Annotated in this window: 13 protein-coding genes; 12 read left to right on the top strand and 1 reads right to left on the bottom strand. The window is 45.7% G+C overall.

Annotation, left to right across the window (positions count from 1 at the left end):
• Positions 1-53: 53 nt before the first annotated feature.
• Positions 54-866 carry a sporulation protein YpjB gene (gene ypjB, locus JOJ89_RS12700; RefSeq protein ID WP_029566041.1) on the top strand — a complete coding sequence of 271 codons (813 nt, stop codon included), beginning with the start codon at positions 54-56 and terminating at the stop codon, positions 864-866.
• A gap of 194 nt (positions 867-1060) precedes the next feature.
• Here ypjB and JOJ89_RS12695 read toward each other — a convergent pair whose 3' ends face one another.
• Entirely contained in the window at positions 1061-1933 is an 873-nt protein-coding gene (locus JOJ89_RS12695) for a YitT family protein (RefSeq protein WP_029280298.1), read from the bottom strand.
• 148 nt (positions 1934-2081) lie between these two features.
• Here JOJ89_RS12695 and JOJ89_RS12690 point away from each other — a divergent pair, with 148 nt between their 5' ends.
• The 11 genes from JOJ89_RS12690 to dinG all read left to right on the top strand — a co-directional run bounded on the left by JOJ89_RS12690 (position 2082) and on the right by dinG (position 12946).
• Positions 2082-2411 carry a nucleotide pyrophosphohydrolase gene (locus JOJ89_RS12690; RefSeq protein WP_029566040.1) on the top strand — a complete coding sequence of 110 codons (330 nt, stop codon included), beginning with the start codon at positions 2082-2084 and terminating at the stop codon, positions 2409-2411.
• 12 nt (positions 2412-2423) lie between these two features.
• Complete coding sequence (gene dapB, locus JOJ89_RS12685) at positions 2424-3221, top strand: 4-hydroxy-tetrahydrodipicolinate reductase (protein ID WP_203287624.1); 798 nt, start codon at positions 2424-2426, stop codon at positions 3219-3221.
• Between the two features lie 13 nt (positions 3222-3234).
• Positions 3235-3663 (top strand): methylglyoxal synthase, encoded by a 429-nt coding sequence (mgsA, locus tag JOJ89_RS12680; protein WP_029280303.1) that lies wholly within the window; start codon positions 3235-3237, stop codon positions 3661-3663.
• Complete coding sequence (gene bshB1 / locus JOJ89_RS12675) at positions 3626-4366, top strand: bacillithiol biosynthesis deacetylase BshB1 (protein ID WP_242524605.1); 741 nt, start codon at positions 3626-3628, stop codon at positions 4364-4366. The genes mgsA and bshB1 overlap by 38 nt, the downstream gene beginning before the upstream one ends.
• On the top strand, positions 4363-5508 hold the full coding sequence (gene bshA / locus JOJ89_RS12670) for an N-acetyl-alpha-D-glucosaminyl L-malate synthase BshA (protein ID WP_203287618.1): 1146 nt from the start codon (positions 4363-4365) through the stop codon (positions 5506-5508). The genes bshB1 and bshA overlap by 4 nt, the downstream gene beginning before the upstream one ends.
• Complete coding sequence (locus tag JOJ89_RS12665) at positions 5501-6700, top strand: CCA tRNA nucleotidyltransferase (RefSeq protein ID WP_203287606.1); 1200 nt, start codon at positions 5501-5503, stop codon at positions 6698-6700. Before bshA ends, JOJ89_RS12665 begins: the two co-directional genes overlap by 8 nt.
• The gene (locus tag JOJ89_RS12660) at positions 6685-7668 is read left to right on the top strand and encodes a bifunctional biotin--[acetyl-CoA-carboxylase] synthetase/biotin operon repressor (RefSeq protein ID WP_029566034.1); all 984 of its coding nucleotides are present in this window, start codon (positions 6685-6687) and stop codon (positions 7666-7668) included. Before JOJ89_RS12665 ends, JOJ89_RS12660 begins: the two co-directional genes overlap by 16 nt.
• Positions 7669-7919: 251 nt before the next feature.
• Complete coding sequence (gene panB, locus JOJ89_RS12655; RefSeq protein WP_203287604.1) at positions 7920-8762, top strand: 3-methyl-2-oxobutanoate hydroxymethyltransferase; 843 nt, start codon at positions 7920-7922, stop codon at positions 8760-8762.
• Positions 8759-9601, top strand: coding sequence for a pantoate--beta-alanine ligase (gene panC, locus JOJ89_RS12650; RefSeq protein ID WP_203287602.1), 843 nt, complete (start codon positions 8759-8761; stop codon positions 9599-9601). The genes panB and panC overlap by 4 nt, the downstream gene beginning before the upstream one ends.
• 24 nt (positions 9602-9625) lie before the next feature.
• Positions 9626-10009, top strand: a complete 384-nt coding sequence (panD, locus tag JOJ89_RS12645) for an aspartate 1-decarboxylase (protein ID WP_029280316.1) — start codon at positions 9626-9628, stop codon at positions 10007-10009.
• 132 nt (positions 10010-10141) lie between these two features.
• Positions 10142-12946, top strand: coding sequence for an ATP-dependent DNA helicase DinG (gene dinG, locus JOJ89_RS12640; RefSeq protein ID WP_203287600.1), 2805 nt, complete (start codon positions 10142-10144; stop codon positions 12944-12946).
• Positions 12947-13070 lie beyond the last annotated feature (124 nt).

Genomic DNA, 13070 nt, shown 5'->3' with positions numbered 1-13070 from the left:
TATCCTTGTCCACTTTTTCATAGTTTTAAGTAGAAGCTGTGGGAGGGACAAGGATGAAAAAACGAATAGCCGCAATGGCAGTTTTTATGATCATGGCGCTTGCTCTGCCGTTTTATTCACTGGCTGATCATCGTGCAGGGCACATGGACAGCAGCTGGGATGATTTAAATAAACTGACGGATACAGCACTTCAGCTGACAAAACAGAACCGGTTTGAAGAATCGCTTCAGCTCGTCAATTATTTTGGCAGGGAATTCGAGAAATCCATAAAGGGAAATAACGACGTTTCAGCTGCAGAAATCCGTACAATTTCAGCTTCTCAGCAGACGGCTGTCGACAAGCTGCAGGAAACAGGGGCCTCGCCTGATCAAAAAGTAAGAGCCCTGATCCGCCTCAGGCTGGTTGTTGATGCAGCTGCATCAGAGCATCAGCCGCTGTGGAGTTCAATGGAAGCGCCTGTTATGAGTGCCTTCACACAAGTGAAAGATGGTGTGAAAGACGGAAATAATCAGGCTTTTGAACAAAACTGGGAGGAATTTGTCTCTCTTTATGAAACGGTTTATCCCAGCATGCTGATGGATCTTGAGTCTGAGCAGCTTAAGAGAATTGAAGCTCACAAGTCTGTGGTGGAAGATTCATTCTTTGCAGAAATTCCTGTAGAATCACAGGTGAATCAGCTGACATTGATGGAGGAAGACTTGCAGAACTTATTTGAGAGGGTAAAAGAAGATGAAGCGGATCCGTCTCTATGGTGGGTCATGATTTCTACCGGAAGCATTATCTTTATGGCGCTTTCTTATACAGGCTGGAGAAAGTACAAAGGCGAGAAAGACAAAATGAATAGAGAACGTGACTTTAACAAGTAAGAGGCCTCGTGAGCGAGGCCTCTTGTTTGTTTTATTTGAAGTTGGCGGAGCTAAACGGCTGATTCCGCTTTTCTTGTTGTCCAGCTCCATCGCCCAACTCCTCTGCCAGAACGGAACTGTCGGCAAAGGCAAAAAGCGCCTTCACCGCCATTTCCTTATCTGACTCCCGGAGCTAAACGGGCGATTCCGCTCTTCTAGCGTTGAATAGGATTCTTATCCGCATCGAGCGTAAACCCTTCTCCTAAGACGTCATGGACGTCGCTGACTGCCACGAATGCGTGGGGGTCGACGGATGTGATGACGGCTTTGAGGCGGACGATTTCATTTTTTGCCACTACGCAGTAAAGAATGTTCCGGTCCATTTTTGTATAGGATCCCATTCCTTTTAGAGTCGTGACGCCGCGGTCCATCTCCTGCATGATCTTTTCTGCGATTTCTTCGTTTTTCTCCGAAATGATTGTCGCTCCTTTAGCTGCATAGGCCCCTTCCTGCATAAAGTCGATCACTCTTGCGCCAATAAAGACGGCAACAAGGGTATACATTGCTTCTTTATAGGATAAGTAGGTAATGAGGGAAAGGGTAATGACGACAAAGTCAAAGATGAACATCGTTTTTCCCATGCTGATGCCTTTGTATTTATGTACCAGTCTTGCAATGATATCAACACCGCCGGTCGTGCCGCCGTATCTGAAAATGATCCCAAGGCCGACTCCGATAAAAACACCTGCAAATAATGCTGCAAGGGTCAAGTCATCTTTAAGCGGCATGAAGATCTGAAACCGCTGGAAAAGCCAAAGGAAGACAGACAGTGCGACCGTACCGATGATGGTATAGAGAAAGGTCGTCCTGCCGAGTAATTTCCATCCGATGAAAAAGATCGGGATGTTCAGCACCAGGTTGGATATCGAGGGGTCAATGTTAAAAAGAAAGTATAAAAGAAGGGTTATTCCGGTAAATCCGCCTTCAGCGAGATTGTTCTGCATGTTAAAATGAACTAGTCCGAATGCAAAAATCGCTGAACCGAGTAAAATAAAGAAAATATTCCGTATTTTCAATTGAAGAAACATGATGTCGATCATCCTCTTTTCTATGTACTTTGCGATAATAGTATAGATGATGGAAAGAAAAGGTGCAATCACGCCTTTTTTGCAAGCCGGAAAATTTGTCAAAATGTCCTGAACCCGCTAACATGAAGAAGAATAAAGAGGTGATCTTATGAGCCAAAAGACAATGAAAGACCTTCAAAAAGAAGTTGATGAGTACATCGGCCAGTTTAAAGAGGGATATTTCAGCCCGCTTGCGATGATGGCAAGGCTGACCGAAGAAATGGGAGAGCTTGCAAGGGAAATAAACCATACATACGGCGAAAAGCCAAAAAAGGATTCAGAAAAAGAAAAGAAGATCGAAGAGGAAGCAGGAGATATTCTGTTTGTGCTGATCTGCCTTGCCAATTCTCTTCAAATCGATCTGGAAGAAGCGCATAATCTTGTCATGAAAAAATTCACAACAAGAGATAAAGACCGCTGGACAAAAAAAGAGTCATAAGGAGAAACCGCTATGGAACAGATTAAAGTTGTTATTGCAGGGCCAAGAGGAAGAATGGGAAAAGAGGCAGTTAAGCTTGCAGAAGAAACGCCGCACTTTACTCTCGTAGGAGCAGTCGATCATAAGTTCGGGGGCCAAACGCTGAAAGAAGCCGGTGATTTCAAAAGCGATGCACCGATTTATACGGATATAGAAGTATGCTTTCAGGAAACAAAGCCTGATGTGCTTATTGATTTAACCACACCTGAGATCGGGAAGATTCATACGAAGAAAGCTCTTGAATATGGTGTGAGACCTGTAGTCGGCACAACCGGTTTTTCAGATACTGACCTGAAAGAACTCGAGGAGCTGACAGAAGAAAAAGGCATTGGCGCCATTATTGCCCCAAACTTTGCAGTCGGCGCCATCTTAATGATGAAATTTTCACAAATGGCCGCCAAGTATTTTACGGATGTAGAAATTCTTGAGATGCACCACGATCAGAAGCTGGATGCACCTTCCGGGACTGGTTTGAAAACGGCGGAAATGATTTCTGCTGTCAGAGAAGAGAAAGAACAGGGACATCCGGATGAGAAAGAGACATTAGAAGGAGCCCGCGGTGCCAATTACAAGGGGATTCACGTACACAGCATCCGGCTTCCGGGGCTTGTTGCCCATCAGGAAGTGCTGTTCGGGGGAGACGGGCAGACACTTTCCATCCGCCACGATTCATTTAACCGGGCATCGTTTATGTCGGGTGTTAAACTGTGCGTCGAACAGGTGATGAAGCTGGATCTTCTTGTATACGGCCTTGAAAATTTAATCGACTAAAGGGGAATGTCAGATGAATATTGCACTCATAGCTCATGATAAGAAAAAAAATGATCTTATTCAGTTTGCACTGGCCTACAAAGGCATCCTTGGAAAACATAAACTTTATGCGACCGGAACAACAGGCTTCAAAGTAACAGAGGCGACAGGCCTTGAAATCCACAGATTCCAGTCAGGGCCGCTTGGCGGTGATCAGGAAATTGGCGCATGCATCGCAAACAATGCGATGGACATGGTCATTTTCTTCCGTGATCCTCTGACTGCCCAGCCTCATGAGCCTGATGTGTCCGCTTTAATCCGGCTGTGCGATGTTTATGCGGTTCCGCTTGCAACGAATATGGGAACAGCAGAAATTCTGATACATGGACTGGAGCGCGGTGATTTGAAATGGAGAGCAATTGTAAATGACAAAGAAATTGATGATGACTATGGAAAAGAATAACCTTGATATCCTTGCATTCGGAGCCCATCCCGATGATGCCGAAATCGGGATGGGGGGAACTCTCGCTAAATATGCAGAGCAGGGGTACAGAGTGGGAATCTGCGATTTAACGGAGGCAGAACTGTCTTCAAACGGAACGGTCGCAGTCAGGAAAAAAGAGGCGCAGCTTGCTTCAGACATACTCGGTCTGCAGGAACGGATTTTCCTTGACCTCCCTGACAGAGGACTTTATATGAACGAACAATACATAGATAAGATTATAACGGTTATCAGGCAGTATAAACCTAAGCTCGTATTTGCACCATGGTTTCAGGACCGTCATCCTGATCACGGGAATTGTGCAAACCTTGTAGAGGAAGCAAGCTTTTCTGCAGCTGTTAAAAATGTCCGTGATTCAAAATCTCAGGCACCTCACAGAGTGAACCGCGTCTATTTTTATATGATCAACGGTTTTCACAAGCCGGATTTTGTTGTTGATGTAACCGGTACGATGGAGAAAAAGCGATTGAGTCTGAAAGCGTACGAAAGCCAGTTCATCAAGGGTGAATCATCCGTTGATACACCCCTTACGAACGGATACATAGAAAGTGTTGAAAGCCGGGAGCGGCTGTTTGGGAAAGAAGCGGGAGTCACTTATGCAGAGGGATTTTTCTCAAGGTCACCTCTATTGCTTGATAAGGACCTGCTCGGTGAACAACTATGAAAAAGTTGAAAATCGGCATTACCTGCTATCCGTCTGTCGGCGGTTCGGGGGTAGTGGCAACGGAACTTGGCAAAAAACTGGCGGAAAAAGGACACAGTATTCATTTTGTCACAACAAGCAGACCCTTCAGGCTTGATAAAATGTATCCCAATATCTTTTTTCATGAGGTGGAAGTGAATCAATACTCTGTCTTCAAGCATCCTCCTTATGATCTTGCGCTCGCAAGCAAGATGGCTGAAGTGGCGAAAAGGGAAGAGCTGGACTTGTTTCATGTTCATTATGCGGTGCCCCACGCGATTTGCGCCCATCTTGCAAAACAGATGACGGGTGACCACCTGAAAATCGTTACCACGCTGCACGGAACCGACATTACAGTTCTCGGCCATGATCTGTCACTGTCCAATATGATCAAGTTCGGCATAGAAGCCTCTGATGCAGTGACGGCTGTGTCAAAGGCACTTGCCGATCAGACGTATGAGCTTCTCCATCCCGAGAAAGACATACAGACCGTCTACAACTTTATCGATGAACGCATTTACAAAAAGAAGAATGTCGGTCATCTGAAAGCAGAATATGGCATAGCTGAAGATGAAAAAGTACTGATTCACGTTTCAAACTTCAGGCAGGTAAAAAGGGTGCAGGATGTGGTCAAGGTATTCGCACGCGTTACTAAAGAAGTAAAGTCAAAGCTTCTTCTTGTAGGGGACGGGCCTGAGATGACGTCTGTCTGCAAACTCGTGAAGGAACTGGGCATCAGCGAAGACGTTCTGTTTCTTGGTAAGCAGAATCACCTTGAAGAACTGTATTCATTAAGTGATGTGAAGCTGCTCCTTTCACAGAAAGAAAGCTTTGGACTTGTCCTTCTTGAAGCGATGGCATGCGGGGTTCCCTGTGTGGCATCCAATATTGGAGGGATTCCTGAAGTCGTTCAGGATGGCGTTTCCGGATACCTGTGCGATGTAGGAGATATTTCAGCTATAGCAGAAAAAACGATTTCGCTGTTAACGGATCATGAACTTCATGAGCGGATGTCAAAAGAATCCGTCAAAATCGCACAGGAAACCTTTCATTCTGCCCATATTGTCAAACAGTATGAAACTCTTTACTATCAACTGGCGGAATCAGGTGAGAAGGGTGAATAGAGAATTTCAGGAGGCGCTTCCTGTTCTTTCAAAGCTGAAAAAACACGGCTTTGAGGCTTATTTTGTCGGCGGTTCTGTCCGAGACCAGCTCCTCGGCAAACCGATTAAAGATGTCGATATCGCCTCATCTGCGACACCGGATCAAGTACAGCAGCTCTTTCAGAAAACCGTTGATATCGGCTCAGAGCACGGCACGGTGATTGTGATTGAAAACGGAATTCACTACGAAATCACAACGTTCCGGACAGAGTCGGCTTATGAGGATAACCGCAGGCCAAGCGGAGTGACGTTTGTTTCCTCGCTAAAAGAAGATTTAAAACGCCGTGATTTTACGATCAATGCCATGGCCATGGATGAGAACGGCAGCATCATCGATTATTTTAACGGCAGGGAAGACGCTCAAAGAAAACGGATAGCTACAGTGGGAAGTCCTGCCGAACGATTTTCAGAAGACGCGCTGAGGATGATGAGAGCTGTCCGTTTTGTCAGTCAGCTCGGTTTTTCTCTAAGCGAAAGCACACATGATGCCATTGTCAGTCACATATCCCTGCTGCAGCATATATCGGCAGAACGCAAAACAGCCGAATTTGAAAAAACGATTGCAGGCTGCGGATGCAGCGAAGGCATGAGGCTGATTGCAGAGACGGGCATGACTGAATACCTTCCTGGTTTAAAAGAGAAAAAGCAGCAGATCCTTCAAGCGGCTGAACTTCCTTTTTACCGCCTTAGTTCGAATGAAGAGCGCTGGACCGCCTTCCTCGACGTTATTGGAATAAGCGGCATTGAAGCTTTTCTGAAAAAATGGAAGCTTTCCAACAGGCAAATTGGGTCCATCAGGCAGAACCTTCTCTTTTTAGAGGAGCGCAGGCAGTCTGACTGGACAAAGGTTAACCTGTACAGGGCAGGCCTGCAGTGTGCGCTGCAGACTGAAGCTGTATTCTGTCTGCTGAGCGGTCTTTCGTTCAGTGAATCAAGGATCCGGGAGATCAAAGCGCGATATCATTCCCTTCCTGTTCATTCAAAGAGGGAGCTTGCTGTGAACGGGAATGATTTGATGGCTTTTGAAGGCCGTAATCCCGGACCGTGGCTGAGTGAGTATATGGAAAAAATAGAACTTGCCGTAGTGAATGGTCAGGTAGAAAACAGCAAGGAAGCGATTAAGGAGATGTTGAAATCGTGCAATCTGAATTAAGAACGCGATTGCTTCAGGCTTTTTCAGAAGCCGATGGAGAATTTTTATCCGGACAGAAACTGAGTGAGACACTCGGGTGCTCAAGGACAGCTGTCTGGAAGCACATTGAGGACTTGCGAAGCGAGGGTTATAAGCTTGAAGCGGTCCGAAAACGCGGCTATAGAATTACCCGCAAGCCAGATAAGATCAGCGGCAATGAAATACAGCTCGGGCTGAAAACGGAATTCATGGGCAGGCATATCCACTTCGAGGAAGTGGTGGCTTCTACACAAAAGATTGCCCATACTCTGGCAGGCGACGGTGCACTAGAAGGGACTCTTGTAGTAGCCGACCAGCAGACAGAAGGCAGGGGCAGGCTTGCAAGAGCGTGGTATTCCCCCAAACAGACAGGCGTATGGATGAGCATGATTCTGAAGCCTGAAATTCCAATCAATAAAACCCCGCAGCTGACATTGCTGACGGCGGTTGCCCTTATACAGGCCATTGAAGATGTCACGGGACTGACACCTGAAATTAAATGGCCGAATGATATCCTCATTAATGGCAGAAAAGCCGTCGGAATCTTAACGGAGCTGCAGGCTGAAGCTGACAGGGTGCATTCTGTTATTATCGGGGTCGGCATCAATGTGAATCATACGAAGGAGCAATTTCCAGAAGAACTTCAGCATATTGCTACATCTTTAGCTGAAGAGACAGGTCAGCAGATTGACAGGGCAAAGCTGATACAGTCTGTGATGATCCGCTTTGAAAAGCTGTATAAGAGCTATCTCTCGCACGGATTTAAACCTGTCAAGCTTCTTTGGGAAAGCTACGCCATCAGCCTGAATAAAAAACTGATTGCAAGAACCTTGCAGGGAACTCTGCGCGGCAGGGCTGCAGGAATCGATGATGAAGGCGTTCTTCTTCTTGAAACAGATGAAGGGAAGCTCGAAAAAATCTATTCTGCCGATATCGAAATCCAGTCATAAATACTTGGTATCCCCTTTTACTTTCTGGTATAATTCAAGGCGGGCAGTATCCTTTTTCAGGAATTGCACCTGCAAGTAATGAAAACCAGATTTTAATAGTTCTGCCTTGATCCGGAATTCGGACTGGGACAGAGGGATATCAAGCCAGATATGATGAGACCATCAATCCTTCTTCCTATTGGAGAAGGTTTTTTTGCGGTCAGCCATTTGCTGGTTCCGAAATTCCTCTGCATCACATGGGAGGGAAAAAAATGAAAACGAGACTTGATTTTGTCAAAATGAAGCAGGAAAATGAACCGATCGTCATGCTTACAGCCTACGATTATCCTTCAGCCAGGCTTGCTGAAGAATCAGGTGTGGACATGATTTTAGTCGGTGACTCACTCGGCATGGTCGTGCTTGGATACGATTCAACTGTGCCTGTTACAGTCGCGGATATGATTCATCACACGAAAGCTGTTAAAAGAGGGGCGCCTTCTACGTTTATCGTGACTGACATGCCGTTTATGTCCTATCATGTCTCAAAAGAACAGACCCTTAAATATGCAGCGGAGATCATGCAGCAAAGCGGGGCACATGCTCTTAAGCTTGAAGGGGCGGATGGGGTGCTCCAAAATATTGAAGCGCTTACATCAGCAGGAGTGCCGGTTGTTGCCCATCTTGGCCTTACACCGCAGTCAGTAGGAGTGCTTGGGGGATATAAAGTTCAGGCAAAAGATGCAGAAAGTGCAAAAAAATTAATGCATGATGCAAAGCAGTGCGAGGAAGCGGGCGCAATTGCGCTTGTGCTGGAATGTGTTCCGCGCCAGCTTGCATCAGAAATTTCAAATACATTATCCATTCCTGTCATCGGAATTGGGGCAGGAGCCTCAACAGACGGACAGGTGCTTGTCTACCACGATGTTCTTGGCTACGGCGTTGACCGTGTGCCAAAGTTTGTCAAACAGTACACAAATGCCGGCAGCGGGATGAAGTCCGCTCTGACTGCTTATGTGCAGGAAGTGAAAAAGAGAGAATTTCCTGAAGAAAAACATACATTCACGATGAAAGACGAAGAACTACAGGCGTTGTACGGGGGTACTGCTGCAAAATGAAAACTGTCACAACCATAAAGGAACTAAAGCAGATTATCAAAAATCATAAAAAAGAAAACCGTACCATTGGCTTCGTTCCAACGATGGGCTATCTTCACGAGGGCCACTTAAGTCTGATGAAAAAAGCACGGGAAGAAAACGATCTGCTTGTTGTCAGCATTTTTGTCAATCCTCTCCAGTTTGGTGAAAATGAGGATTTTGATTCGTATCCCCGCAACTTGGAGCGGGATGCAATATTGACAAAGGAAGAGGGCGCAGACTATTTGTTTGCTCCCTCTGCAGACGAAATGTACCCTCATGAACCGTCCATTTCCATGAAAGCAGTGAAGCGCACGAATGTTTTATGCGGCAAATCCAGACCCGGGCATTTTGACGGTGTAGCAGCTGTCCTGACGAAGCTGTTTCATCTTGTTCAGCCGGACCGGGCCTATTTTGGAATGAAGGATGCTCAGCAGGTTGCGGTGATCAGCGGACTGATTGAAGATTTTCATTTCCCTGTTGAGCTTGTACCGGTTGAAACGGTCAGAGAACCGGACGGACTAGCCAAAAGTTCTCGCAATGTTTATCTGCTTGAAGAAGAAAGAGAACAGGCGCCTGAACTGTATAAAGCCTTGAATGAAGGTGCCGGGCTGCTTGCTTCAGGCCATTCTCCGGAACATGCAGCTGATACTGTGAAAAAGAGGATTGAGGAAAGAACAACCGGCGAAATTGACTATGTCGAGGTTTATTCCTATCCGGAACTGCAGCCTTTGCAGGAAGCAAAAGGAAAAATCATTCTTGCAGCAGCGGTCAAATTCAGCAAGGCAAGATTAATCGATAATATTACGTTACAGCTATAGAGAAAGATACAGGAGGAGATAGGGATGTTCCGCACCATGATGAAGGGTAAAATACACCGTGCAAGGGTGACAGAGGCGAATTTGAACTATGTAGGCAGCATTACAATCGATGAAGATATACTCGATGCAGTGGATATGCTTCCTAATGAGAAAGTCCAGATTGTAAATAACAATAATGGAGCCCGCTTTGAAACCTACATTATACCCGGGGAAAGAGGGTCAGGCACAGTTTGCCTGAACGGCGCTGCAGCAAGACTTGTTCAAGAAGGTGATGTTGTCATAATTTTAACTTATGCCATGATGTCAGAAGAAGAAGTCCGCGCACATAAGCCGAAGGTTGCCATCATGAATGAAAACAATGAAATCGTGGAGATGCTGGGCCAGGAGCCTGCTTCAACCATCATGTAATGAATAAATAGCACCGATTTCAAAAAAATCCCCCAAAATCTTGGGGGATTTTGCATTATAAGTGGTAAAATAACGATATTGGTTTTTTGGATGGGGCTTAAACGGGCCCTGGTTAGTTGAGGTGTAGCAAAGATGAAACAAAGATTTGTTGTAGTTGACGTGGAAACAACAGGGAACTCTCCGAAAAAGGGAGACCGGATTATACAGCTTGCAGCCGTTGTCATTGAAGAAGGAAAGATCATTGAACGCTTCTCAAGCTTCGTGAATCCGAAAAAAAAGATTCCCTCTTTTATTGAACAGCTGACAGGCATTACGACAGAAATGACGGAACATGCCCCTGCATTTAAAGAGATTGCAGATAAAGTGTCATCGCTTTTGAACGATGCTTATTTTGTTGCCCATAATGTTCATTTTGACCTTTCTTTCATTCAGGAGGAATTGAACCGGTGCGGCATTCAAATGTTTACAGGGCCGATTTTAGATACAGTCGAGCTTTCCCGGATTGTTTTTCCGAGTGCTGACAGCTACAAGCTTTCTGAGCTGTGCAGAGACCTTGGGATCCAGCACAAGAATCCTCACAGGGCTGACAGCGATGCGGAAGTGACGGGAGAATTGCTTATTCATATTCTCTCCAGGCTTTCAAGCTTGCCGTCTGTTACTCTTCATTCCCTCAAAAGATTATCAGCTTCGTTTATCAGCGATGCCGAGGAAATGCTTGAGGAGCTTGAAACAATGAGTGAGCTAAGGCTGAAAGAGGCTGGAGATATCGAGGTGTACCGGTCGGTTGCTGTCAGAAAAATGGCCTGTGCCAATCAGAATCCGGATCAGTCCGTGAGTGAAACACTTCCTTTCAATGCGTTTGCAGAGAAGCTGATGAATGAAAATGGTTCTGTCGCAGCCCACTTTGTGCAATATGAAAAGCGCAGTGAACAGGTAAACATGATGAAATCGGTTTATCAGTCTTTTGCAAGCCATCAGCACAGTCTGATTGAAGCAGGGACCGGAACCGGGAAAACATTGGGCTATCTTGTTCCCGCTGTCTATTATGCCCTTACTGAAAAGAGACGGGTGCTCATCAGCACATATACGACAGCCCTTCAGCAGCAGGTGATGGAAAAAGAATATCCGCTTTTAAAACAGGCAGCGGGTCTGCCGTTTTCAATGGCTGTTCTGAAAGGGAAGTCCCATTACCTTTGCTTACGGAAATTTGAAAAATACCTGAATGAAGAAGATATGAATTATGATAATCTTTTGACGAAAGCGCAGCTGCTTATCTGGCTGACCGAGACCGAAACAGGAGATGTGGATGAACTCAATCTGCCTTCTGGCGGGAAACTCCTATGGCAAAGGCTCCACTACGACCCGAAGCTGTCGGGGTCCGCGTCAAATCCTTGGAAGGAACGCTGTTTCTATACGAGAGCCTATAAGCGGGCAAATCAGGCTGATGTGATTATGACGAATCATTCGCTTTTGCTCTCAGCCGTTTCTTCTTCCTCAGACATGCTTGAAGGCATCGAGGAAGTCGTCATTGATGAGGCGCATCATTTTGAGCGGACAGCAAGTGAGCATTTAGGGAAAAGAATTCATTACCTGACGCTTCAAGCCCTGACAAATCAGCTGGGCAACCTTTATACAGACGGTCTGCTCCGCAAAACGCAGCAGCTTTTCAGCAAAAAGAAATGGAGTGAACCGTTTCTTGAAATCGATGCGATTCTAAAGCAGCTTGCAGAAGACAATCAGCTTCTGTTTACAACCCTGCACAGCTATGTGCTGCAGAACCAAAAGGACTCTTCATCAAACAGGATTGCCTGCCGCTTCAGTCATGATGAGAAAAAAAGCAGAAAATGGCTGGCCATTTTAGAGCTTGCAGCAAGAGTGAAATTTCAGCTTCATGATATGATGTCCATCATGAATAAACAGAAGGGTGTCTTCAGCAGACTGGAAGAACGAGAAGAATCGTTCGATCTTTATGAATACTGGGAAGTGCTTGACCGGTTTAAGGCTGCATATGACAGCCTAGATTCCCTTTTCTTTAAGGACAGCCCGGGAGAAGTGAAGTGGATTGAGATAGAGTCCAGGGGAGCGAGAAATGCGGTAAGTGTGTATTCACAGCCTGTTTCTGTTTCTGATCAGCTGGCTGACGGATTTTTCGCCAGTATGAAGAGCGCTGTTCTTACATCGGCCACTCTCACTGTAAACGGGACTTTTGATTATATGATTTCTGAGCTTGGGCTAAGCGATTTCTATCCTTTGGTCCACAAAATTGACTCACCTTTTGATTATAAGAAGCAGGCCATGCTGATGATTCCATCAGATTTCCCGTCTGTCCAGCATGTTACGCTTGATGAGTATACTGAAGCAATCGCCTGCAGGGTTTCTGAAATAGCCAAAGCTGCGTCAGGAAAGCTTCTTATCTTGTTCAATGCCTATGATATGCTTAAAAAAACGCAGCAGCTGCTTAAAAATGATCAGAGCCTGGATGATTTTGTCATCATGGGCCAGGGTGGCGGAAGCATTACGAAGCTGACTAAAAACTTCCGTCAGTTTGAAAAGGCTATTCTTCTGGGAACGAGCACGTTCTGGGAAGGAATGGACTTTCCAGGCGATGAACTGACAACGCTTGTGATTGTCAGGCTGCCGTTTTCTCCGCCTGATGATCCCAGAACAGCAGCCAAATGCGAACAGCTGACGAAAGAAGGAAAGAATGCCTTTTACCATTATTCGCTTCCTGAGGCAGTGCTGAAATTCAAACAGGGATTTGGACGCCTCATCCGTACAGAAAACGACAAAGGCCTCCTGTTTGTCTTTGACAAAAGAATCATTGAAGCGAAGTATGGAAGACATTTCATTGATTCACTTCCTGACATTGAAGTTTCGGTTGAGCCAATGGCCCGCCTGCACAAAAAAATCGCAGGCTGGAAAAACAGCAGAACGTAAAAAAGCCTGTGTGAGCGCACAGGCAATGGTGTGGGTAGGAGAAAATTTATTTTCACTAAATGATCATGATGCTGTTATAATGGGTACATAAAACAACATGTCGTTGTCTGTACTTTTATTGTGG

This window comes from Metabacillus sp. cB07 (assembly GCF_016839225.1).
Lineage (GTDB): Bacteria > Bacillota > Bacilli > Bacillales > Bacillaceae > Bacillus_P > Bacillus_P indicus.
This window is presented reverse-complemented; position numbering and strand designations above follow the sequence as displayed.